This is a genomic window from Glycomyces halotolerans, assembly GCF_054779575.1.
Window position 1 is genome coordinate 17,755 of sequence record NZ_BAAGXZ010000030.1, and the last position, 21,719, is coordinate 39,473.

Below are 21,719 nucleotides of genomic sequence, written 5' to 3' on the forward strand. Positions count from 1 at the left end.
TCGTATGTAGGCCGGTCCTTGCCGACGACCGAACCGGTGGCGATCACCGCCGACTCGGTCGCGCGCTTCGCCGCCGCCCTCGGCATGTCCGACAGGGCGACGGTGCCGCCTACCTACCTGATCTCGCTCACGCTGCCCGCGGCGGACCCGCTCATCGACGACCCCGACTTCGGGCTCGACTTCTCGAAGGTCCTCCACCGCGACCAGCGCTTCGCGTACCACCGCCGACTCGAGGTCGGCGACGAGATCGCCTGCACCGTCACCGTCGAGTCGATCAAGACGGTCGGGGGCAACGACCTGCTCGGCCTGCGCACCGACGTCACCGACGCCGAGGGCCTGATCGCCGAGGTCTGGACGACCCTCTTCGTGGCGGGAGCGACCGCATGAACGACCTCGCCGCCGGCCAGACGGTGTTCAGCGCCTCCTTCGCGGTGCACCGCTCGGACCTGGCCGCCTACGCCGACGCCTCCGGCGACCACAACCCGATCCACCTCGACGAGACCGCCGCGAAGGCCGCCGGCCTGCCCGACGTCATCGCCCACGGCATGTACACCATGGGCCTGGTCTCCCGGGCCGTCCTCGAATGGCTCGCCGACTCGGGGCTGCGGGCCGACTTGACCGACCTGTCGGCCCGCTTCGCCAAGCCCGTCGTCGTCCCCGCCGAGACCGGCGCGGTCGTCGAGATCGAGGCGAAGGTCCGCAAGGCCGAAGCCGAGACGCTGGAGCTGGCCATCACCGCCTACAGCGCCGGCGAGAAGGTCCTGGCCCCGGCCCGCGCCACCCTGTCCATGGCCTAGATTTCCCGAGCAGAAGCCCGGCGCGTCCGGAGCGCGCCGGGCCTCCGCTGTTCCCGCGGGTCCCTCGGCAGGCGGCGCGCGCGGGGGCGACCCGCGCGCGGTCTGGTTCGGCGGTGTCTGCGGAATCCCACTTGCACCACCTGGCCTGCCCAGGGGAATGAAGCCTGGTTTCGGGTTTTTGCACGATCATCACCGATGCCGGACTCGTGACGCAACACGAGTTTCCCCGCCTGTGGATAACGCTTCGGCCCTGTGGATAACTCGTAGTCGAAGAAGCCCTCGCCGGACTTGCGGCCGATGCGGCCGGACGCGACCATGCGGCGCAGCAGCGAGGGCGGGAAGAACTTCGCGTCGGCGGTGTCCTCGTAGATGTTCTCCGTGGCGTGCGTGATCACGTCGATGCCGGTGAGGTCCGCGGTCGCCAAGGGGCCCATCGGATGCCCGAACCCGAGCCGACACGCCGTGTCGAGGTCCTCTGCCGAGATCACGCCGTCCTCGACCAGTGACACCGCCTCGTTGACGAACGCGCAGATCAGCCGGGTGGTCGCGAAGCCGGCCACGTCCCGGTTCACCACCACGCAGGTCTTCCCGGCGCTCTCGGCGAACGCGCGGGCCTTGGAAAGGGCCTCATCGCTCGTGTGCAGCCCGCGCACCAGTTCGCACAGCCGCATCATCGGGACGGGGGAGAAGAAGTGCGTGCCGACCACCCGTTCGGGGTGCGAGGCGGCGGAGGCGATCTCGGTGATCGGAATCGCCGAGGTGTTGGTCGCCAGCACCGTGTCGGGACCGCAGATGCGCGAGAGCTCGGCGAACACGTCCTGTTTGACCTGCAGCCGCTCGAAGACGGCTTCGACGACGATCTCGGCGCGCGCGGCCTCGCCCAGGTCGGTGGTCGCGGTGATCCGCTCCTGCGCGCCTCGGGCGTCGGCCTCGCCGATCTTGCCCTTGGCCACGAAGCGGTCGAGCGAGTCGCCGATCGAGGCCGAGGCCCGATCCAGCGCCGCCGGATCACTGTCGATGAGCGTCACTTCCCACTCCGCCAGGCCCGCGACCTGCGCGATGCCCGAACCCATGAGTCCCGAACCGATTACCGCAACATGCGCCATGCGGTGAGGCTATATGGTCTGGAGTATGGCGGTCAATCTCACCAAGATCTATACGAAAACCGGCGACGACGGCACGACCGGACTCGCCGACTTCTCCCGCGTCCCCAAGACCGATCCGCGGCTGGCCGCCTACGGCGACGTCGACGAGGTCAATGCCGTCGTCGGCTCGGCGCTGGCGCTCCACCGAGGAGAGATCACCGAGCGGATGTCGGTGGTGCTCACCGCGGTGCAGAACGACCTGTTCGACGTCGGCGCCGATCTGTCGACCCCGGTCGTCGCGGACCCGAAGCACCCCCCGCTGCGGATCGACGAGGGCTATGTGAGCCGGCTGGAGGAGTGGATCGACGAGTTCAACGCGGCACTGCAGCCGCTGCGGTCGTTCATCCTCCGCGGCGGCTCCCCGGGCGCGGCGCTGCTGCACCAGGCCTGCACCGTGGCCCGGCGGGCCGAGCGGTCGACCTGGGCGCTGCTGGCAGCGGAGCCCGAAACCACCGAGACCACCCCGGTCACTTACCTCAATAGACTGTCGGATCTCTTGTTCGTGTTGGCGCGCACGGCCAACGGCGGCAACGATGTACTCTGGCAGCCGAAGAAGTCCCAAGGTTGACCTGAGCGGGACGGATCGGCTCCGGAACTGCGTTGCTGAATCGTTACGCCGGATAGGCCCGCTCACGGCTTGACGTGATCGGTAACATCCGCAAGGATGAATGAAACTCCTCAAGTGCAATCGACTAGGAAAGGCAGCACGAACGTGCTCAAGAAAGCTCTTGCCGGCATTGGTGCCGGCGCACTCCTCCTCGGCGCCGCGGCCTGCGGATCGGGCGACGACGACGGCGACGGCTCGGGCTCCGGCTCCGGTGACGGCCTGGTCGTCGGCTTCGCTCAGGTCGGCGCCGAGTCCGCTTGGCGCACCGCGAACTCGAAGTCGGTGCAGGACGCGGCCGAGGCCGACGACCGCATCGCCGACCTCCAGTTCGTCGACGCCCAGCAGGACCAGGAAAAGCAGATCGAAGCGGTCCGCAACTTCATCACGCAGAAGGTCGACGTCATCGTCCTGGCACCCGTGGTGGAGACCGGCTGGACCGAGGTCCTCGAAGAGGCCGAGCGGGCCGGCATCCCGGTGGTCCTGGCCGACCGCGGCATCGAAGCGGCCGACGAGGACCTCTATGTGACCCGTCTGGGCTCCGACTTCGTCGAAGAGGGCCGCAAGGCCGGCCAGTGGACCGTCGAGGAGTTCGCCGACGACGACTCCACGCGCATCCTCCAGCTCGAGGGCACCGTCGGCTCGGCGCCGGCCAATGACCGCAGGACCGGGTTCTTCGAGATCCTCGACGCCGAGGGCCTGCCGTACGAACTGGTCGACTCGCAGTCCGGCGACTTCACCGCCGAGGGCGGCAAGGCCGTGATGGAGACCTTCATCTCGACCCACGGCCTCGAGGACATCGACCTGCTCTACGCCCACAACGACGAGATGGGGCTGGGCGCCATCCAGGCGATCGAAGAGGCCGGCTACGAGCCGGGCGTCGATGTCAAGATCATCATCGTCGACGGCTCCAAGGCCGGGTTCCAGGCCGGCGTCGACGGCAAGCTCAACTACATCGTCGAGTGCAACCCCGTCTTCGGTGCGCAGCTGATGGACGTGGTCGTCCAGGTCTCCGAGGGCGAGGAGCTCGAGAAGTTCACCGCCGTCGAAGAGGGCGTCTTCGGCCCCGACGACTTCGAGGCCGAGCTTCCCAACCGGCAGTTCTGACCTGTTGCCGCACCAATGAGCACGACCGTGTCCGGACGGCCCGAGGCCGCCCGGGCACGGTCGGCTCGAGTCCCCGTCCGCTTCGCGAATCGAAGGTATGAGCCCATGTCCGACGAGCCGATCGTCCAGATGACCGGCATCACGAAGGACTTCACCGGAGTCCGCGCCCTCGACGGCGTGGACTTCACCCTCCGGCCCGGCGAGATCCACGCCATCATGGGCGAGAACGGCGCCGGGAAGTCCACATTGATCAAAGTCTTGACGGGCGTCCACGCCCCCGACGCCGGCCGCATCGAACTCGACGGCGAGCCGGTCCGCTTCCACAGCCCCGGACAGGCGCAGGCCGGCGGCATCTCGACGGTCTACCAGGAGGTCAACCTCACCGACAACCTGTCGGTCGCCGAGAACCTCTTCGCCGGGCGTGAGCCGCGCCTGGGCCCGTTCATCAACTTCCGCGCGATGCGCCGCCGCGCCAAAGCGCTGCTCGACGACATCGGCGTCGACCTCAACGTCGCCGCCCCGCTCTCGTCGTACTCGATCGCGATGCAGCAGCTGGTCGCCATCGCCCGAGCCGTCGACATCGAGGCCAAGGTCCTCATCCTCGACGAGCCGACCTCCTCGCTCGACCGCGACGAGGTCGCCGTCCTGCTGCGCGTCATGCGCAAACTGGCCGACAACGGCACCTCCATGGTCTTCATCTCCCACTTCCTCGACCAGGTCTACGAGATCTGCGACCGCATGACCGTGCTGCGCAACGGCAGCCTCGTCGGCGAGTGGTCCACCGCCGAACTGCCCGAGAACGAGCTCATCGGCCACATGCTCGGCCGCGACGCCGAAGCGCTCGACGCGCTCGAGCACCGGGCCTCCCGGCGCCGAGCGGACGCCGACGTGCTCGTCTCCGCCGAAGGGCTCGGCCGCAAAGGCTCGATCGCTCCGTTCGACCTCGACATCCGCGCCGGCGAAGTCGTCGGACTGGCCGGACTGCTCGGCTCCGGCCGCACCGAGACCGCCCGCCTCATCGCCGGCGCCGACCGGCACGACTCCGGCTCGCTGACCCTCGGCGGCGACCGGCTGCGCGGCCACAACCCGCGCACCGCCGCCGCCCGCGGCATCGGGTTCTGCCCCGAGAACCGCAAGACCGAAGGCCTGATCGGCGACCTGTCGGTCGCCGAGAACATGATCCTGGCGATGCAGGCCGCCCGCGGCTGGGCCCGCGCCGTCCCGCCGGCCCGCCGCGACAAACTCGTCGCCGACTTCATCGACAAGCTCGGCATCCGCCCGGCCGACCCGAACCTGCCGGTGGGCAACCTCTCCGGAGGCAACCAGCAGAAGGTCCTGCTGGCCCGCTGGATGCTCATCGAACCGCGGCTGCTCATCCTCGACGAGCCGACCCGCGGCATCGACGTCGGCGCCAAGGCCGACATCCAGCGCCTGGTCGCCGAGCTCTCCGGCGAAGGCATGTCCGTCCTGTTCATCTCCGCCGAGCTCGAAGAGGTCACCCGGCTGTCCGACCGCATCGCGGTCCTGCGCGACCGCGAACTGGTCGACACCTTGGAAGCGGCCGCCGACATGACCACCGAACGCATCGTCGACACCATCGTGGCCGGAGGAGCCAAGCCGTGAACCCGTACTTCAAGCGCCTGTTCTGGCCGCTGGCGGTCCTGGTGGCGCTCATCGTCGTCAACATCGCCGTCACCGGTTTCGACTTCATCGTCCCCAGCGTTCACGACGGACGGCTCGGCGGCGCGTTCGTCAACATCCTGCGCCGCTCGGCGCCGCTGCTGCTCATCGCCCTCGGCATGACGCTGGTCATCGCGACCAAGGGCATCGACCTGTCGGTCGGCGCCGTCTACGCCATCGCCGCGGCCGTCGCCTGCCAGTGGATCCTCGACCGCGACCAGTCCAGCCTGGTCACCGTGGTCACCGCCGTCGCCCTGGCGATGGTCATCGCCGCGATCATCGGGGCCTGGAACGGGACCATGGTCGCCCACTTCGGCGTCCAGCCGATCGTGGCGACCCTGATCCTCATGATCGCCGGGCGCGGCATCGCCCAGCTCATCACCGGCGGCCAGATCCCCTCGGTCTCGGACGACACGCCGTTCGTCGAACTCGGCCGCGGCGCGATCGCGACCGTCCCGGTGCCGATCTGGATCGGCCTGGCCGTGTTCGCGGCCCTCGCCCTGCTGACCCGCACCACCGCGCTCGGCATGCTGCTCGAGGCGGTCGGCGGCAACCCCGAGGCCTCCCGCCTGGCCGGCATCCGCTCCCGCGGCATCACCGTCCTGGTCTACCTCGTCTGCGCCGCCTGCGCGGGCCTGGCCGGACTCATCGGCGCGGCCAACCTCGGCAGCGCCGACGCCAACAACGGCGGCCTGTGGATCGAGCTCGACGCCATCCTCGCCGTCGTCATCGGCGGCACGGCCCTGCTCGGCGGCCGGTTCTTCCTGCTGGGCACCGCCATCGGCGTGGCGATCATCGGCACGCTCGAAGTCACGATCATCAACGTCGGCCTCTCCAGCCAGTGGCAGTTCACCGCCAAGGCCGTCGTCGTCTTCATCGTCGCGCTGCTCCAGTCGGCCCAGTTCCGCGCCTGGATCCTGCGGCCGTTCACGTCAGGACCGAAACCGACCGGGCCCGCCCCAGAGCCCACCATCGAGGAGAAAGCCCTCGTCAAATGAGCACCACCCTCACCGAGCGCCCGACGCGCTCCACGCTCTTCGACGGCCTGAGCCGCTACATCCCCATCGGCGCCACCGTCGCGCTGCTGGTCGCCATGTACCTCGGCGGGCTCGCCAACTACCGCAACTTCGACAACCCGCAGCTCATCCCCGACCTGTTCATCGGCAACGCCGCGCTGCTCATCATCGCCGTCGGCATGACGTTCGTGATCCTGTCGGGCGGCATCGACCTCTCGGTCGGCTCGATGATGGCGTTCTCGACCATGGCCCTGGCCTGGATGACCGTCGAACTGGGGTTGCCGGCCGAGATCGCCGTGCCGGTGGTGCTGGTCTTCGGGACGGCCTCGGGCGCCTTCACCGGCGCGGTCATCCACTACTTCGACGTGCAGCCGTTCATCGCGACCCTGGCCGGGCTGTTCCTCTACCGGGGCCTGACGCTGCAGATCTCCGACCGCGACGTGTCGATGCGCGAGATCGACTTCTTCTCCTGGGGCATGGAGCGGGTCGAGTTCGGCGAGGTGCGCGACGGCGGCTTCAGCCTGCCGTACATCTCCTTCATCGCCTTCGCCGTCGTCGTCATCGCATTTCTCGTGCTGCACTACACGCGGTTCGGCCGCAGCGTCTACGCCGTCGGCGGCTCCGAGCAGTCGGCGCTGCTCATGGGGCTGCCGGTGGCGCGCACCAAGGTCGGGGTCTACGCCGTCAGCGGCTTCTGCGCCGCGCTCGGCGGCGTCGTGGCCGCGTTCTACACCAAGAGCGCCAACCCGCTCGCCGGCGTCGGGCTCGAACTCGACGCGATCGCCGCGGTCGTGGTCGGCGGGACGCTGCTGACCGGCGGGGCCGGGTTCGTCCTCGGCACCGTCGCCGGCGTCATGGTGATGGGCCTGCTCTCGACCATCATCGCCTTCCAGGGCAACCTGAGCTCGTGGTGGGCCAGGATCGTCGTCGGCGTCCTGCTGCTGGCGTTCATCCTGCTCCAGCGGGTGCTGGGACGCTCCGGAGAGAAACGCAAAGCCTAGAGCCCCTCGCCTCCGGATACCGGCCGGCGGAGCCTCCGAGCGGGACGCTCCGCCGGCCGCCGTTCTCTCAGCGCGGGTCCATCAGCGAAGGGAAGTCGGGCAGCTCGGGGGCCCGGAGGGTCCGCGGTCCGGCGTCGGCGTCGACGCCGCACAGGCCCGCGACCAGGAACGCCGAGAGCGCCGCGTTCAGTTCGGCCGGATCGACGACCGGGTGCCGGTAGTCGATGTTCCAGGTGACGGTGACCTGGCGGTCGCCGCCGGGGGAGTGGAACGAGTAGGTCTGGTGGCCCATGCCTCCGCCGGTGTGCCCGATGTAGACCTGCTCGGCGTCGCCGGGGCAGGTCATGCGCAGGCCGGTGAGGCCGAGCCCGTATTCGTATCCGACACCGGTGTCGTACCAGTCGGTGGCCGCGTCGAGCTGCTCGGCGCCGAGCAGCTCGCCCTCGAGGAGGGCGTCGTAGAAGTCGTTGACGTCCTCCATCGTGGAGATGACGCCGCCGGCGGCCCACATCTGGCTGTGCGACAGCCGCGAGGTGTCGAAGTACGGCCACCGCTCGTCGCCGGTGGTCGAGTACGGCACCGGGTTCGGCCCTCTGATGCCCCAGCCGTGCCCGCGCGGCAGGTAGGTGTCGCGCATGCCGACCGGGTCGAAGACGCGCTCCTCGAGCACGTCGCGCAGCCGCTCCCCGCTGAGCTCCTCGATGAGCATCCCGAGCGCGATGTAGCCGGTGTTGGAGTAGGACCAGTCGGTGCCCGGCTCGAACAGCAGCGGGTCCTGGGTGCCGATGGCCACCAGTTCCTCTGGGCTGTAGTAGTTCCGGTAGTTCTCGTAGACGTCGCTCATGTCGCCTTCGCTCAGCGAGGCGTACAGGTACGGGAAGTAGTCGGCCAGGCCTCCGGTGTGCCGCATGATCTGCCGGACGGTCGGCTCCCGCTCGTACGGCAGCAGCCCCGGCAGGTGGTCGCTGAGCGCGTCGTCGAGGTCGATCTCGCCTTCGGCCTCCAACTGCAGCAGGACGGTCGCCACCATCGACTTGGTGAGGCTGGCGATGCGGACCCGGTCGTCCTCGTCGACCGGCGAGCGGTGGCGGTGGAGGCCGCGCGGACCTTCGGCGTCGGCCCAGACCTCGTCGCCGACGCGGACCTCGGCGAGCACCGAGTGGTCGCCGGTCTCATAGAACGCCTCGAGTTTCCCGTCGAGGAGTTCCTCGTCGAGTGCCGGATCGGGGGCCTGTGCGTGTGCGGCGGCCGGGACGGCGGTGAGGGACAGCGCCATCGCGGCCGCGATGATGAGGTATTTGCGCATGGATTCGACGGTAAGGCACCGCCGGTGCCGCCTCGACCTCATTGGGAAGGAAAACGGGGGTAATCCGCGGGAAGGACCGGATGCGCCGGTCCTCGTCCGGAAGTCGGATCCGGCCGGTCGGTCATTCACGAAAGGCCGCCCCGGGCGGGGCGGCCTCGAGCCAGGAGAGGAAGCCGGTGACGGCGGAGTCGGTCATCGCCAACTCGACCTCACCGGAGGAACTCTTGCATCGCAGGATCGCGACGTCAGGCGGGAAGATCTGTGCCTCGGCGCCGGCCGGCTCCCGCCGTTCGGAGACCTGCACGTCGGTGCGGGCCAGCGTGTACCGCGGCCCCGGCGTCAGCGAGAACATCCGATACCAGCGCAGGGTGCCGCGTTCGTAGACGGCGAAGCCGGGAGCCCATCCGCGCCCGGCCATCCGGCGCGAGAGCCTCGCGGCCATGGCGACCGAGCCGTATTTGGACAGCACCGACCGGCGCACGTAGGTCAGGATGAGGAACACCGCCACGGCGACCGCCAGGGCGGCGGTGACGAGCAGTGCTTCCAACATGGCTCAGGCCGTGGCCGTCTCGACCGCCTCGGCGGTCTCGGCGAGGACCGTCACACCGTCGGTGGTGACCGACAGGAAGCCGCCGTCGATCCGCCAGGCCCGCTCGCTCTCGCCCTCGGTCTGGATGCGGACGGTGCCGCCGACCTGGAGCTCGCCGAGCATCGGCTGGTGGCCGGGGAGGATGCCGAGTTCGCCTTCGGTGGTGCGGGCGTAGACGGCCGTGGCCTCGCCGGACCACACCTTCGACTCCACGGCTACGAGTTCGACGTTCAGTTGCCCTGCCACTGGCGCTCCTTTAGCAGACTCCGAGGATGATTACCGGAAGTCTAGACGCCGGAGCCCGTCGCGTCGAATCCCCCGTCCGGGTGGGGCCTGCGAGATCACCCTGCGCCGGACGCGAAACGGCCCCCGGCGGTACCGGAGGCCGTCGACGTCGGTTACGTCACACGCGGGCGCGCCTGGCGAGGCGCTCGGGGTCCATGATGATGACGCTCTTGCCGTCCAGGCGCAGCCAGCCGCGGCCGGCGAAGTCGGCGAGGGCCTTGTTCACCGTCTCGCGGGAGGCGCCGACGAGCTGGGCCAGCTCCTCCTGGGTCAGATCGTGCGTGACCCGCAGCACGCCGCCGTCGCGGGTGCCGAAGCGGCTGGCCATGTGCAGCAGCGCCTTCGCGACGCGGCCGGGCACGTCGGTGAAGATCAGGTCGGCCATGGAGTCGTTGGTGCGGCGCAGCCGGCGGGCGATGACCCGCAGCAGCTGCTCGGCGATCTCGGGCCGGTTGGCCAGCCACGGACGCAGCGCGGTCTTGGAAAGCCGGGCCAGGCGGGTGTCGGTCAGCGCGGTGGCGGTGGCGGTGCGGGGACCGGGGTCGAACAGGGCCAGCTCGCCGACCATGTCGGACGGGCCCATGACCGCGATCAGGTTCTGGCGGCCGTCGGCGCTGCGGCGCCCGAGCTTCACCTTCCCGGACATGACGATGTAGAGACTGTCGCCCGGCTCGTTCTCGGTGAAGACGGTCTGGCCCTTGTTGACGTCGATGTACTCCATCTCTTTGATGAGGGACTCGACGGCTTCGGGGTCCACCCCCTTGAACAGGGCGGCTCTGGCCAATACATCTTCCATGTCCGTTCGCACCTTTCTTCAACGCACCGCTAGTGCAAGTACTGAGTCTATGCCTCTTGTCCGCATTGCGGGAGCGAGACCCCCGTAAATCCACATGCGCACCGTCGACGCCGGTATCGGCGTTTCCATCCGAATGGAGACGCACCAGCGCTCCGATCGCTCACGGCGCGATCATAGACTCACCTTGCGAGCAGGGGTTGCACCCGAAAGACGCAGCCCGGACCGGCGACGACGGCTACAGCCTACCGCTCATGCCCCCTCACGCCCAACTGTGAGCAATACTCACGCGCGTTTCAGGTCGTGAACGGCCCACCGCGCCCTTGGGCCGCATTGAGCGACTCCGGGCGAATGGGCCCGATACGGCCCGGTCGGACCTATGGAACGCGCCGCTAGGTGCACACCCCGGTGTCGACCGCCCCCGAGGCGCCGCGCCCCGCCTCCAGCACCGGCGCCGACTCGGCCATCGTCAACGCGTACCCCGTCTCCGGATCGTCGACCGCGGCCGCGAAGATCACGCCGATCACCTCGCCCTGGGGCGACAGCAGCGGCCCGCCCGAATTGCCGCCGATGATCGAGGCGTACAGCTGGTAGACCTCCCGGGTCACCGTCCCCGACTCGTAGATGTCCGGACCCGACACCACCCGGGCCTCCCGCACCCTCGCCGCGGCCGGCGTGTACGGCCCGCCCCCCGGATAGCCCACCACGATCGCGTCATCACCCGATCCGGCGACCTCGTCCGACATCGGCAACGCCGGCGCGTCCAGGCCAGGCACCGACAGCACCGCCAGGTCCCGCTCGGCGTCGAACACGACCACCTCGGCCTCCAGCAGCGACCCGTCCGACTCCACCTGCACCCGCTCGGTCCCGGCCACCACGTGCGCGTTCGTCGCCACCAGGTCGTCGGCGTACACGAAGCTCGACCCCTCGATCTGGCGCTCGCAGCTCGGCGCCGAACCGTGGACCTTCAACACCGACCGCTGGGCGTTCACCACCACGCTCGAGGCCGCCAGCTCCGAGTCCGGCGGCGCCACCGGCCGCACCTGCGTCGGATCCAGACCGGAGAACACGTCGGGGATCTGCGAGGTGTTCAGCGACTCCCTCATGGAGTCGTAGACGCCCTTGACCGACTCGGGCATGTGGTCGTCGATGCCGCCGACCAGGCTCGAGTTGCGGACCGCGCTGGCGACCGAGGGCATGCCCGAGTTCGCCAGCGGCGCGGCGGCCATCCACGTCACCAGCAGCACGGCCACGACCGACACCACCGGCCCGGCCAGATGGTCCAGCCGCCGGGACCCGTTGGTCCGCAGCCGCCTGCGGAGAGCGAACCCCAGCGCGGTGGTCACCGCCTGCCCGCCGAGGGCCAGCGCGAAGACCACCACGAGCGCGGCGATGAGCTTGGCCAGCGGGTCGGTGTAGAGGTCGGCGGCGAACGGCGCCAGCTGGACTCCGAGCAGCGCCCCGCCGCCGAAGCCGAGGAAGGTCATCGCGGAGATGATGAAGCCCTGCCGGTAGCCGTTGACGGCGAACAGGAGCGCGAGCACGACGATGATGACGTCGACCAGGAGGCCGCCGCCGGCGGGAGTCAGCGCCTCTGTCTGCATCGCCCTCCTCAGCGCCGGTCGAGCTCCATCGTCCGGCCAGTGTTCCACGGCTTCGCCCAGCCGCCCAGTTCGAGCAGCCACGACAGTACTCCGGCGGTGAAGCCCCAGATCAGGGGCACGCCGTCGATCCGGAACCCGGGGCCGGATCGTCCCGACGGGTAGCGGACGGTTCCGCGGGAGGCCGGGTCCGCCAGGCGCGGGATCGGCGCCTGGTGGACGGCGGCGACCTCGCGGCCGTCGACCGGCGTCACCGGGTGGGGTTCTGTCCACAGTGCGACTACGGGGGTGACCGCGAAGCCGGACACGGGGATCCACACCGGCGGGAGGGTGGCGCCGACTTCGACGCTCGAGGGTTCGACGGCCAGTTCTTCGGCGGCTTCGCGCAGTGCCGTGGCCGCTTCGTCGGTGTCGTCGGGGTCGGCGGCGCCGCCGGGGAAGGCGACTTCGCCGGCGTGGTGCCGCAGCCCGGGGGCGCGCTGCTGCAGCAGGACCGACGGGCCGGACGCCGTTTCGCTCAGCAGTACCAGGACCGAGGCGGTGCGGGCGTCGTCTTCGGGGGTGTAGAACAGGGCCGCGTCCCGGGCGGCGCGGGAGATGCGCGGTCCGCGTTCGCGGTCGGCCGCTTCGATGAGCGGTTCCCACCAGCCGGGCGTGTGATGGGCGGTGCGGTCGGCGAGGTCTTCGGCGTTCATGGCAGGTCCATGCCGAACGCGGTCTCGGCGGTCTCGGTGAGGGTCTCGGCGGTCACGCCCGGTTCGGTGACCAGTTCGGCGACCGTTCCGTCGGGGGCGACGAAGGCGACTCCGGGCAGGCCGGGGACGCCGAGGCCGGTGCGGACGCGTTCGTCGGGGTCGAACACGGACGGGTAGGTCAGTGCGAAGTCTTCGGCGAACCAGCGGCCCTTCTGGCGGGTGTCGGCGGTGTCGACGCCGAGGACGTCGATCCGGTCGCCGTGGCGGCGGTGGAAGGCCTCGACTTCGGGGGCTTCGGCGAGGCACGGGCCGCACCAGCTGGCCCACAGCACGATGACCAGGGGGCGGTCGGCCCGGGCGGCGACGGCGGTGTCCGTTCCGTCGCCGAGGCACGGCAGGGTGAGGTCGCCGACGGGTTGGACGGGGACGGTGCCGGTCCGGCAGGGGACCGACCAGGTCGGTTCGGCCGGGTCGGTCTGGTCGGGTTCGGCGGTGTCGTCGCCGGTCGGTGCGGCGCAGCCGGCGAGGAGGAGCAGCAGGGCCGCCAGGCTCGAGCGGCGTCGTCTCATTCGGCGGCTCCGGCGAGGCGGGCGAGTCGCTCGGTGTCGTCGCCGCGAAGCAGTTTCGCGGCTTCGGCCGGGTCGGTCGGGCCTTCGCCGAACGACGGGCACAGTCGCGCGAGGGTGCAGGCGCCGCAGGCCGGTCTGCGGGCGATGCACACCCGTCTGCCGTGGAAGATGATCCGGTGGCCGTACATGGTCCATTCGCGTCGGTCGATGAGTTCGTGGAGCTGGAACTCGATCTTGACCGGGTCGGTGCTGTCGGTGAGGCCGAGGCGGTTGTTGACTCGGATCATGTGGGTGTCGACCGGGAGGCCGGGGACGCCGAAGGCGTTGCCGAGGATGACGTTGGCGGTCTTGCGGCCGATCCCGGGGAGTTCGACGAGTTCTTCCATGCTCTGGGGGACTTTGCCGTCGTGATGTTCGACCAGGGCCGCGGCGAGTCCGATGATGTTCTTGGTCTTGTTGCGGTAGAACCCGGTGGGGCGGATGATCGCCTCGATCTGTTCGGGGTCCGCCGCGGCGTAGTCGGCGGCCGTCCGGTACTTGGCGAACAGCGCCGGCGTGGTCAGGTTCACTCGCACGTCGGTGCACTGGGCCGACAGGATCGTCGCGATCGCCAACTCCAGGGGGCTCGAGTAGTCCAGTTCGCAGCGGGCGTCGGGGTGGGCCGCGGCGAGGAGGCGGTCGATGGCGCGAGCGCGGCGCTTCTTGGCCAGGTCGCTCTCGGATCCGTATTGGCGAGGCTTGCGGGCCATAAGTTCGTCCAGTGGGCGTCGGCGGCGGTCACGCCGCCATGTTACGCGGAGGCCCGGGCCGGCCCGGAGCGGTGCGCATCGTCCCGTCTCGACCGCAGGAGCAGCCCTGAGGCGCCCAGGAGGGCTCCGCCGGCCGCGGACGCGGCGACCGGCCACACGGCTGCGGCGTCGTCGGCGGTCTTCGGCGGCAGCGGCGCCAGGTGGTCGATGTCGGCTTCGACCGCGGCGGCTGCGTCGACCAGTCCGGCGCCCACTCGGGGGACGCCGGGCTCGGCGGTCTCGGTGAGCACGTGCCGCACTTGGGCGGCGGTGAGCTCGGGGTGGGCCGAGCGGACCAGGGCCGCCGTGCCGGAGACGACCGCCGTGGCGAAGGAGGTGCCGGTGACCGACTCGCGTCCGCCGCCTGCGGCCGGAGCGGTCAGTTCGGCGCTCGGCGCGGCCACGTCGGTGCCGTCGCCGGCGATGGCCGTCGGCCACCGCGCGCCCGAGCGGTCGACTCCGGTGACGGCCAGCACGTTGTCTTCGCGTGCGGGGAACCACACCGCCTCGTCGGTGAGGCGGTCGCGCCGGTTGCCGGTGCAGGCGACCACGACGACGTCGTGGCGTTCGGCGTAGGCGAGCGCGTCGGTGAACGCCGGGGAGTCGTAGTGCCCGCCCAGGGACAGGTTGATCACGTCGGCGCCGTTGTCGACGGCCCAGGTGACGGCGGCGCCGACGAGCGCCGAGTCGTGGTACCGGTTCTCGTCGTCGAGCACCCGGACCGGCAGGATCGAGGCTCCCGGGGCCACTCCGGAGGCGGCGCCGCCGCGTCCGGCGATGAGGCCGGCGACGGCGGTGCCGTGGCCGACGGGGTCGGCGTGGGCGAACGCGCGGTCGGTGTCGGGGTCGGGTTGGGCGCCGATCGCCAGCAGCCGCGGTTCGGCGTCGTCGTCGAAGTCGACGTAGCTGCGGCCGGGCAGTACCGCGCCGGCCAGGTCGGGGTGGTCGGCGTCGACTCCGGAGTCGATGACGGCGACGGTGACGCCTTCGCCGGTGGAGGTGGCCCAGGCCCGGTCGGCGCCGATGGCCTCCAGGTGCCAGGCCAGGACCGTGGCGGCGCGTGTCGCGGGCGCGGACAGCAAGAGCGCCAACAGGGTCGAGCAGGCACATGCGAAGGCGATTCGGGCGGCGCGGTCGGTCATGAGGACCGGATCGTTGCACAACGTGAGGTCCACAGCGTGGGAATGACACGCGTTCGCCTTTATGAATTCGTTATTTTGGCCCTACTGACGGAAACTTGACAAGCGCCACGCGTTACCGTGACGATCGCGAGTGAACACCGCGTTCGCTCGTCTCTACCCCATCGAGGACCGGTAGGGGGGAAGGGTTGAATGGGATCGATGTGGGAACCGAGTAACGAGATCGAGCACCGTCTCCGCGAAGCGCTGCGCGCCGACGACCAGGACGGGTACTTTCGGATCCTCTCCCAGATCGAACTCGTCCTTCCACTGTCCTATGAAGACCCCAATGGGCTCGGCGGCGCCGACACCTGGGCCACGTGGACGACCGACGACCGCACCCACATCCTCGCCTTCACCTCCGAGACCGCGCTGTCGCTGTGCCTGAGGGACAACGCCGGCTCCTCCAGGCGGGTCCGCTTCAACGCGCTGGCCGACGCCTGGCCCGACGACGAGTGGTGGCTGGCGGTCAACCCGGGCCTGCCGATCGAGGGCTACCTCCCGGCGTGGTTCGTCCTCCAGGTCGCCCAGGGCATGACGACCGTCCCGGCCGAGCCGGGCCCCGAGCAGCCCTCCGGTGAGCAGTCCTTCGCGTCGATGCAGCACTCCGACCCCTTCGCCAACCCGATGGAGCCCGCGCCGCCGCACCGCGACAACAGCTTCATGCCCGCGGCCCCGCCGGTGCCGGACGTCCCGCAGGCCCCGCGCCGCACCTCCGACGCCAACGGCAGCTCCCACTCGTCGGTGGCCGGCACCACGCAGGCGGGCCTGCCGCTGCGCCAGCCGCCGCAGCCCGAACCGCAGTCGGACCCGTTCGCGCCGCAAGGCTCCTCGCAGCCGCAGCAGTCCGCGTTCCCCGAGCAGCCGGTGTGGCCCGAGGAGCAGACCGACTGGCCCGACGCCCCCGACTGGCTGCGCGAGCAGCAGGCGGACCCCAAGACCGTGCCCGGCCAGGCGCCGGACCCGTACGCCCGGGGTTCGCAGCCGGACGCCTTCACGCCCCGGCATTCGCAGCCCGAGCCGTCCGCGCCGCCGCCGGGCGCGCCCTCGTCGGAGTCGTTCGCGTCGATGTCGAGCGCCTTCGGCCGCAAGCCGGCCCCGACTGAGCGGCCCGAGCCGACGCCGCCCTCGCGAGAGGCCCCCCGGCAGCAGGTCACCGAGCTGACCGGCGCCGAGGCCGAACCGAAACTGGCCGCCTCGGCCGCCAAGGGCGACACCGGCGCGTTCCTGCAGACGCTGCTGTGCACCACGGTGCTCCTGCCGATCGCCGACCCCGACGCGATCGGCATCCGCGTCGGCGACCCGGCGTTCCGGTGGGCCAGCGACATCGTCGACGGCATCCACGGCATCACCGTCTACACGACCCTGGAGCGATTCCAGGAGCGGTCGGGCCAGGACGCGCCGTACACCGAGGTGCCTTTCGGCTGGCTCATCCAGCACTGGCCGGGCGTCGAGTACGCCCTGTACGTCAACCCCGGCACCGAGGTCGGCGCCAACATGTCCGGTCCCGAGGTCGAGCCGCTGCTGAAGTGGGCCGAGGCCAAGGGCCTGCTCGAGTTCGCCGCCGAGATGGAGCGCCGCCAGGCCGCCGAGGCCCGCGCGAAGGCCGGCGCCCAGCGCGCCAAGCCGGTCGAGTGGCAGAAGACGATCCCGCACCACCAGGTGCCGTTCTACCTCGAACGCGGCTACGACCGGGTCGGCGGCTTCGTCCACCCCGTCCAGGCCGTCGAGCACCTGCGCACCCCCGCGCAGCTCTACCTCGCGCTGGGCCTCATCCGCTCCTCGGAGGACTTCAGCCCCACCGACGACTCGGTGCACGTGCTGCGCTGGACCGGCTACCGCACCGACCTGTACCCGGCGGCGCTCGGCGGCAACGACGACGCGGCCGCGGCCGAGCGCGGCGGCTGGATCGTCGAGCCCGGGCCGTTCCGCGGCGACGGCTTCGCGCCCTCGGAGTCGGCCGACGACCGCATCCCCGAGCACAAGGTCGACTCGGTGCGGCTGCCGCACGGGGCCACGATCCTGCGCATCGACTCGCGCGGCGAGGTCACGCCGGTCGCCGAGTACGACTCGGACACCCGCGAGTGGAACCCGGTCGACGGGGCCTTCGGCGGCCCGGCCGCGATCGAGGCCGGACCCGGCCCCTCGGCGCCCCCGCCGTCCGCTCCCGAGCGGGGGACGACCTCCGGGCCGATGGCCGAGGCCGCGCCCGGCTACGACGGCTATGAGTCCTCGGCGCTCGGCGACGCCTACGGCGACGCGGCGCAGGGCCACTACGACCTGGTGCGGCCGGGGCCCGACGAGCGGGCCGCCTCGGTCCTGGACGGCCGCGACCGCGAATGGAAGGGTGCCTGAGATGAGGGACGGCTACATCGCCCGCTGGAACGGCGCCGAGTACGACTCGAGTCCCGACGGGGCGCACGTGCGGCTCTACTCGCCGACCGGCGGCGACGGCTTCGTGAAGGTCGCCGATGGCCGCTACCGGCGCGGCGTGCCGGTGACCGAGCTCGAGGACTTCTTCTACGTGCGCACCGTCTGCACCTGGCGCGGCGAGCCGTTCATCGTGCTCGGCGAGTCCGGCGACTGGCTGCGGCTGGAGTACCGCGGCGGGCGCAGCGAGGTCGCCATCAGCCTCGGCCTGGAGCCCTACGACGCCGGCGTCTACCAGATCTGGGCCCCCGCCGGCGAGGTCGGCGACATCCAGGAGCAGTACCTCTAGGACGCGCCTGCGGGCCGCGTTCCGCACTCCGAAATCCACCGGGCGACCGCTTTCGGGCGGCCGCCCTTTTGCTGTATGCTTCAGAAAACCCGAGAAAGCGTTTGCCGGTCGCGGCGGCGCTTGCGGAGCCGCACATTTGCACAGCTATTGTCTGGAGCAGACCCGAATGACAGAACGAATCACCGTCGGCATCGCCCTCAACGGCGTGACCGGGCGCATGGGATACCGGCAGCACCTGGTCCGCTCGCTGCTGGCCATCCGCGAGCAGGGCGGCGTCGAGCGCCCGGACGGATCGGTCATCTGGCCCGAACTCACCCTCGTCGGCCGCAACGCCGACAAGCTCGCCGAGATCGGCGAACGCCACGGCCTGGACCGGTACACCACCAGCCTCGACGAGGCCTTGGCCGACGAGAGCATCGAGGTCTACTTCGACGCCCTCTCCACCCAGCACCGCCTCGGCGCCGTCGGCGCCGCGATCAAGGCCGGCAAGCACGTCTACACCGAGAAGCCGATCGCGACCAACCTCGACGACGCGCTGAACCTGGCACGCGCCGCCCGCGACGCCGGCGTCAAGAACGGCGCCGTGGCCGACAAGCTGTACCTGCCGGGCCTGCGCAAACTCAAGCGACTGGTCGACTCGGGCTTCTTCGGGCGAGTGCTGTCGGTGCGCGGCGAATTCGGATACTGGGTCTTCGAAGGCGACTGGCAGGACGCCCAGCGCCCCTCCTGGAACTACCGCGCCGAAGACGGCGGCGGCATGGTCCTGGACATGTTCCCCCACTGGTCCTATCTCTTCGAAGGCACCCTGGCCCCCATCAAGTCCGTGACCGCCCACGTCACCACCCACATCCCCGAACGCGTCGACGAGCGCGGCCGGCCCTACGCCGCCACCGCCGACGACGCCGCCTACGCCATCTTCGAACTCACCGACGGCACCGTCGTCCAGATGAACTCCTCCTGGGCCACCCGCGTCGACCGCGAAGAACTCGTCGAGTTCCACGTCGACGGCACCGACGGCTCGGCCATCGCCGGCCTGCGCAAATGCCGGGCCCAGCACCGCGCCCACACCCCCAAGCCGGTGTGGAACCCCGACATCGACCAGCCGATCGACTTCCGCGCCCAGTGGTTCCAAGTCCCCGACAACGAGCAGTTCGACAACGGCTTCAAACTCCAATGGGAGGAGTTCCTCCGCCACGTCGTCGACGACGAGCCCTGGCACCACGACTTCCTCGCCGCGGCCCGCGGCGTCCAACTCGCCGAGGCCGGCTACCGCTCGGCCCTCGAAGGCAAGCGGATCGAACTCGAGGAGCTGGAACTGTGAGCCGCCGATTCCACTCGAGGGTCATCTACTCGGCGGCCCACGTCGTCGCCGACCCGCTCGCCGACAACGGCCCCGGCCGCCCGGCCGCGGTCGACTGGGACGCGACGATCCGCTTCCGCCGCCACCTGTGGGACCTCGGCCTCGGCGTCGCCGACGCGATGGACACCGCCCAGCGCGGCATGGGTCTGGACTGGGAGGCGACCAAGGAGCTCATCCGCCGCTCCGCCGACGCGGCCGGCCCCGACGACCTGCTCGCCTGCGGCGTCGGCACCGACCAGCTCCCCGCCGAGCCGACCACGCTCGACCGGATCCGCGCCACCTACCTCGACCAGCTCGCCGTCGTCGAGGACGCCGGCGCCGGCACCATCCTCATGTGCTCGCGGGCCATGGCCGCGACCGCCAAGACCCCCGACGACTACCGCTCCCTCTACGCCGAACTGCTCGGCGAGGTCAGCGGCAAGGCCATCCTCCACTGGCTCGGCCCCATGTTCGACCCGGCCCTGACCGGCTACTGGGGCTCGACCGACCTCGACGAGGCCGCCGACGTGTTCGTCGACATCATCACCGACAACGCCGACAAAGTCGACGGCATCAAGATGAGCCTGCTCGACGCCGAAGCCGAGATCGCGCTGCGCCGTCGGCTCCCCGAAGGCGTCCGCTGCTACACCGGCGACGACTTCAACTACCCGCGCCTCATCGCCGGCGACTCCCAGGGCCACTCCGACGCGCTGCTGGGCATCTTCGACCCGCTCGCGCCGCTGGCCGCCGAAGCGGCCATGCGCCTCGACGACGGCGACGTCGACGGCTTCCACGCCGTCCTGGACCCGACCGTGCCGCTGGCCCGCAAGGTCTTCGAGACGCCGACGTTCAACTACAAGACCGGCGTGGTGTTCCTCGCCTGGCTCTGCGGCCACCAGGACCACTTCCGCATGGTCGGCGGCCTGGAATCGGCCCGCTCCATCGCGCACCTGTCCGAGGTCTACGACCTCGCGCTCGAAGTGGGACTGTTCCCCGACCGGTCCCTCGCCGAAGAACGCTGCAACGCCCTGCTGAAAGTCGCGGGGCAGCCCCCGAAGGAACGGCCATGAGCGACACCGTGCTGCGACGCTTCTCGTTCAACCACGCCACCGCCAAGTTCTGGAACCAGCGCGAGGCGATCGACGCCTGCGCCCGCGCCGGCTGCGGCATCGGCCTGTGGCGCGAACCGGTCGCCGAACAGGGCCTGGCCGACACCGCCAAGCAGGTCCGCGACGCCGGCGTCGCGGTCACCAGCCTGTGCCGCGGCGGGTTCTTCACCGTCCCCGACCAGGCGGCGATCGACGACAACCGCCGCGCGATCGACGAAGCGGCCGAACTGGGCGCCCCCACCCTCGTCCTCGTCTCCGGACCCGTCCCCGAGGGCGGGACCATCGACACCGGCCGCGCGGGCGTGGCCGAGGCGCTGCACCAGCTCGCGCCCTACGCCGCCGAACGCGGCGTGACGCTCGCCATCGAGCCGCTCCACCCCATGTTCGCCTCCGACCGCTGCGTGGTCACCACCCTCGCCGAGGCCCTCGACCTCGCCGGGCCGCACCCGGCCGAGGCCGTCGGCGTCGTCGTCGACACCTACCACATCTGGTGGGACCCCCAGGTGTGGAACGGCATCGCCCGAGCCGGCGCCGAAGGCCGCATCGCCTCGTTCCAGCTCGCCGACTGGGTCACCCCGCTGCCCGAGGGCGTCCTCACCGGCCGCGGCCAACTCGGCGACGGCTGCATCGACATGCGCCGCTACCTCGAGGCGGTCGACCGGACCGGCTTCGACGGCCCGATCGAAGTCGAACTGTTCAACGACGGGCTCTGGGCGCGCCCCGGTCCCGACGTCTTCGAAGAGACGCGTCTGGCGTTCGAGCGGGTGCTCGCACCCGGGGCCTGAACGCGGCCGGACACGACGAGGGGCCCGATCCCGCTTCGGGATTCGGGCTCGAGCGTCAAATGAGCGCTGAGCCGCGTTCGCCATTCACGCCCGGCGCGGCGGCGGTGCTGGGTTCGGTCGTGGTGTGGAGGCAGGGCGGTTCGGGAGGTGGTCTCGCGTTTGCGGGCCGGGTCGTGGACGGCGGCGGTGCTTCGGCGGCGACAACGGGATAGGAGGGCGGTAGAGGCCGCGTTCTCGGGTTGCGGGCCCGTCGATGGCACCGGCCCTTCGGCAGCGACGACAAGGCAGGAAGTCGGTGGGGCCCGGATCTTCGGGTTGCGGGCCGGTGGATGGCGCGGGCGGTTTGGCGGCGACCACGAGTTAGCAGGTGGAGTGGGGTCGGTCGTCTCCCGAATGGTGCATGGTCTATTGGCGCCGATAAAGCGGTAGCGCGGTTGTCCGGGGTGGGCTGTTTGTGGCCGGGCCGGTGTGTCCTATCGGGGCCGGGCATGGCGGAGGGCCCGGACCCGCTTGGGATCTCGGGCTGCGATGCCTATCGCGTCCCCCGCCGCAGGACCCTCGCCCGCGACGGGCGGGGTAAGAACGGTATGGGTTCGTGTGCTGAGTCGCGTTC

General features: G+C 70.6%; 21 protein-coding genes and 1 pseudogene. 12 read left to right on the top strand and 10 right to left on the bottom strand.

The features are described 5' to 3' along the window. Nucleotides 1–18: 18 nt before the first annotated feature. Together ACYVL2_RS18570 and ACYVL2_RS18575 are read left to right on the top strand one after the other, a co-directional pair. Nucleotides 19–387, top strand: a complete 369-nt coding sequence (locus ACYVL2_RS18570) for a hotdog family protein (RefSeq protein WP_460546116.1) — start codon at nucleotides 19–21, stop codon at nucleotides 385–387. After that, nucleotides 384–797, top strand: a complete 414-nt coding sequence (locus ACYVL2_RS18575; RefSeq protein WP_460546118.1) for a hotdog family protein — start codon at nucleotides 384–386, stop codon at nucleotides 795–797. The genes ACYVL2_RS18570 and ACYVL2_RS18575 overlap by 4 nt, the downstream gene beginning before the upstream one ends. A 263-nt stretch (nucleotides 798–1,060) precedes the next feature. Here ACYVL2_RS18575 and ACYVL2_RS18580 read toward each other — a convergent pair. Beyond that, nucleotides 1,061–1,903, bottom strand: a pseudogene (locus ACYVL2_RS18580) (3-hydroxyacyl-CoA dehydrogenase family protein); the annotation flags it as partial. Nucleotides 1,904–1,928: 25 nt separating this feature from the next. On the opposite strand from ACYVL2_RS18580, the gene ACYVL2_RS18585 reads away from it, so the two are divergent. From ACYVL2_RS18585 to yjfF, 5 genes are all read left to right on the top strand, one after another. Further along, nucleotides 1,929–2,510, top strand: a complete 582-nt coding sequence (locus tag ACYVL2_RS18585) for an ATP:cob(I)alamin adenosyltransferase (RefSeq protein ID WP_460546120.1) — start codon at nucleotides 1,929–1,931, stop codon at nucleotides 2,508–2,510. Between the two features lie 144 nt (nucleotides 2,511–2,654). Next, nucleotides 2,655–3,653 (top strand): ABC transporter substrate-binding protein, encoded by a 999-nt coding sequence (locus ACYVL2_RS18590; RefSeq protein ID WP_460546122.1) that lies wholly within the window; start codon nucleotides 2,655–2,657, stop codon nucleotides 3,651–3,653. A gap of 105 nt (nucleotides 3,654–3,758) precedes the next feature. Next, complete coding sequence (locus ACYVL2_RS18595; protein ID WP_460546124.1) at nucleotides 3,759–5,276, top strand: sugar ABC transporter ATP-binding protein; 1,518 nt, start codon at nucleotides 3,759–3,761, stop codon at nucleotides 5,274–5,276. Then, on the top strand, nucleotides 5,273–6,331 hold the full coding sequence (locus ACYVL2_RS18600) for an ABC transporter permease (RefSeq protein WP_460546126.1): 1,059 nt from the start codon (nucleotides 5,273–5,275) through the stop codon (nucleotides 6,329–6,331). Before ACYVL2_RS18595 ends, ACYVL2_RS18600 begins: the two co-directional genes overlap by 4 nt. Beyond that, nucleotides 6,328–7,350: an ABC transporter permease family protein gene (gene yjfF / locus ACYVL2_RS18605; protein ID WP_460546129.1), complete on the top strand. Its 1,023-nt coding sequence runs from the start codon at nucleotides 6,328–6,330 to the stop codon at nucleotides 7,348–7,350. Before ACYVL2_RS18600 ends, yjfF begins: the two co-directional genes overlap by 4 nt. 67 nt (nucleotides 7,351–7,417) lie before the next feature. Here the strand turns inward: yjfF and ACYVL2_RS18610 are convergent, their stop codons facing one another. From ACYVL2_RS18610 to ACYVL2_RS18650, 9 genes are all read right to left on the bottom strand, one after another. Continuing rightward, nucleotides 7,418–8,656: a serine hydrolase domain-containing protein gene (locus ACYVL2_RS18610; RefSeq protein WP_460546131.1), complete on the bottom strand. Its 1,239-nt coding sequence runs from the start codon at nucleotides 8,654–8,656 to the stop codon at nucleotides 7,418–7,420. Nucleotides 8,657–8,777: 121 nt separating this feature from the next. Then, nucleotides 8,778–9,206, bottom strand: coding sequence for a DUF2550 domain-containing protein (locus tag ACYVL2_RS18615; RefSeq protein WP_460546133.1), 429 nt, complete (start codon nucleotides 9,204–9,206; stop codon nucleotides 8,778–8,780). Nucleotides 9,207–9,209: 3 nt separating this feature from the next. Beyond that, entirely contained in the window at nucleotides 9,210–9,491 is a 282-nt protein-coding gene (locus ACYVL2_RS18620) for a F0F1 ATP synthase subunit epsilon (RefSeq protein WP_460546136.1), read from the bottom strand. 157 nt (nucleotides 9,492–9,648) lie between these two features. Continuing rightward, entirely contained in the window at nucleotides 9,649–10,326 is a 678-nt protein-coding gene (locus tag ACYVL2_RS18625; RefSeq protein ID WP_030144656.1) for a Crp/Fnr family transcriptional regulator, read from the bottom strand. A gap of 389 nt (nucleotides 10,327–10,715) precedes the next feature. After that, nucleotides 10,716–11,927, bottom strand: coding sequence for a MarP family serine protease (locus ACYVL2_RS18630; RefSeq protein ID WP_460546138.1), 1,212 nt, complete (start codon nucleotides 11,925–11,927; stop codon nucleotides 10,716–10,718). An 8-nt stretch (nucleotides 11,928–11,935) separates the two neighbouring features. After that, nucleotides 11,936–12,619, bottom strand: coding sequence for an NUDIX hydrolase (locus tag ACYVL2_RS18635; RefSeq protein ID WP_460546140.1), 684 nt, complete (start codon nucleotides 12,617–12,619; stop codon nucleotides 11,936–11,938). Further along, nucleotides 12,616–13,188, bottom strand: a complete 573-nt coding sequence (locus ACYVL2_RS18640; RefSeq protein ID WP_460546142.1) for a TlpA family protein disulfide reductase — start codon at nucleotides 13,186–13,188, stop codon at nucleotides 12,616–12,618. Before ACYVL2_RS18640 ends, ACYVL2_RS18635 begins: the two co-directional genes overlap by 4 nt. Then, complete coding sequence (gene nth / locus ACYVL2_RS18645; RefSeq protein ID WP_460546144.1) at nucleotides 13,185–13,937, bottom strand: endonuclease III domain-containing protein; 753 nt, start codon at nucleotides 13,935–13,937, stop codon at nucleotides 13,185–13,187. The genes ACYVL2_RS18640 and nth overlap by 4 nt, the downstream gene beginning before the upstream one ends. A 41-nt stretch (nucleotides 13,938–13,978) precedes the next feature. Further along, complete coding sequence (locus ACYVL2_RS18650) at nucleotides 13,979–15,151, bottom strand: S8 family serine peptidase (RefSeq protein WP_460546146.1); 1,173 nt, start codon at nucleotides 15,149–15,151, stop codon at nucleotides 13,979–13,981. A 165-nt stretch (nucleotides 15,152–15,316) separates the two neighbouring features. Here ACYVL2_RS18650 and ACYVL2_RS18655 point away from each other — a divergent pair, with 165 nt between their 5' ends. The 5 genes from ACYVL2_RS18655 to ACYVL2_RS18675 all read left to right on the top strand — a co-directional run bounded on the left by ACYVL2_RS18655 (nucleotide 15,317) and on the right by ACYVL2_RS18675 (nucleotide 21,106). After that, nucleotides 15,317–17,509: an SseB family protein gene (locus tag ACYVL2_RS18655; protein WP_460546148.1), complete on the top strand. Its 2,193-nt coding sequence runs from the start codon at nucleotides 15,317–15,319 to the stop codon at nucleotides 17,507–17,509. 1 nt (nucleotide 17,510) lies between these two features. Beyond that, nucleotides 17,511–17,873 carry a hypothetical protein gene (locus tag ACYVL2_RS18660; protein WP_460546156.1) on the top strand — a complete coding sequence of 121 codons (363 nt, stop codon included), beginning with the start codon at nucleotides 17,511–17,513 and terminating at the stop codon, nucleotides 17,871–17,873. A 166-nt stretch (nucleotides 17,874–18,039) separates the two neighbouring features. After that, complete coding sequence (locus ACYVL2_RS18665) at nucleotides 18,040–19,194, top strand: Gfo/Idh/MocA family protein (RefSeq protein WP_460546150.1); 1,155 nt, start codon at nucleotides 18,040–18,042, stop codon at nucleotides 19,192–19,194. Then, nucleotides 19,086–20,282, top strand: a complete 1,197-nt coding sequence (locus ACYVL2_RS18670; protein WP_460546159.1) for a dihydrodipicolinate synthase family protein — start codon at nucleotides 19,086–19,088, stop codon at nucleotides 20,280–20,282. Before ACYVL2_RS18665 ends, ACYVL2_RS18670 begins: the two co-directional genes overlap by 109 nt. Next, complete coding sequence (locus ACYVL2_RS18675; RefSeq protein WP_460546152.1) at nucleotides 20,279–21,106, top strand: sugar phosphate isomerase/epimerase family protein; 828 nt, start codon at nucleotides 20,279–20,281, stop codon at nucleotides 21,104–21,106. The genes ACYVL2_RS18670 and ACYVL2_RS18675 overlap by 4 nt, the downstream gene beginning before the upstream one ends. Nucleotides 21,107–21,719 lie beyond the last annotated feature (613 nt).

Excerpts from the sequence above, each read along its gene's own strand:
- ACYVL2_RS18635 (WP_460546140.1), bottom strand. The coding sequence starts at position 12,619 with ATGAACGCCGAAGACCTCGCCGACCGCACCGCCCATCACACGCCCGGC.
- ACYVL2_RS18630 (WP_460546138.1), bottom strand. The coding sequence starts at position 11,927 with ATGCAGACAGAGGCGCTGACTCCCGCCGGCGGCGGCCTCCTGGTCGAC.
- ACYVL2_RS18660 (WP_460546156.1), top strand. The coding sequence starts at position 17,511 with ATGAGGGACGGCTACATCGCCCGCTGGAACGGCGCCGAGTACGACTCG.
- nth (WP_460546144.1), bottom strand. The coding sequence starts at position 13,937 with ATGGCCCGCAAGCCTCGCCAATACGGATCCGAGAGCGACCTGGCCAAG.
- ACYVL2_RS18575 (WP_460546118.1), top strand. The coding sequence starts at position 384 with ATGAACGACCTCGCCGCCGGCCAGACGGTGTTCAGCGCCTCCTTCGCG.
- ACYVL2_RS18625 (WP_030144656.1), bottom strand. The coding sequence starts at position 10,326 with ATGGAAGATGTATTGGCCAGAGCCGCCCTGTTCAAGGGGGTGGACCCC.
- ACYVL2_RS18640 (WP_460546142.1), bottom strand. The coding sequence starts at position 13,188 with ATGAGACGACGCCGCTCGAGCCTGGCGGCCCTGCTGCTCCTCCTCGCC.
- yjfF (WP_460546129.1), top strand. The coding sequence starts at position 6,328 with ATGAGCACCACCCTCACCGAGCGCCCGACGCGCTCCACGCTCTTCGAC.
- ACYVL2_RS18665 (WP_460546150.1), top strand. The coding sequence starts at position 18,040 with ATGACAGAACGAATCACCGTCGGCATCGCCCTCAACGGCGTGACCGGG.
- ACYVL2_RS18610 (WP_460546131.1), bottom strand. The coding sequence starts at position 8,656 with ATGCGCAAATACCTCATCATCGCGGCCGCGATGGCGCTGTCCCTCACC.
- ACYVL2_RS18615 (WP_460546133.1), bottom strand. The coding sequence starts at position 9,206 with ATGTTGGAAGCACTGCTCGTCACCGCCGCCCTGGCGGTCGCCGTGGCG.
- ACYVL2_RS18595 (WP_460546124.1), top strand. The coding sequence starts at position 3,759 with ATGTCCGACGAGCCGATCGTCCAGATGACCGGCATCACGAAGGACTTC.
- ACYVL2_RS18585 (WP_460546120.1), top strand. The coding sequence starts at position 1,929 with ATGGCGGTCAATCTCACCAAGATCTATACGAAAACCGGCGACGACGGC.
- ACYVL2_RS18655 (WP_460546148.1), top strand. The coding sequence starts at position 15,317 with ATGTGGGAACCGAGTAACGAGATCGAGCACCGTCTCCGCGAAGCGCTG.
- ACYVL2_RS18675 (WP_460546152.1), top strand. The coding sequence starts at position 20,279 with ATGAGCGACACCGTGCTGCGACGCTTCTCGTTCAACCACGCCACCGCC.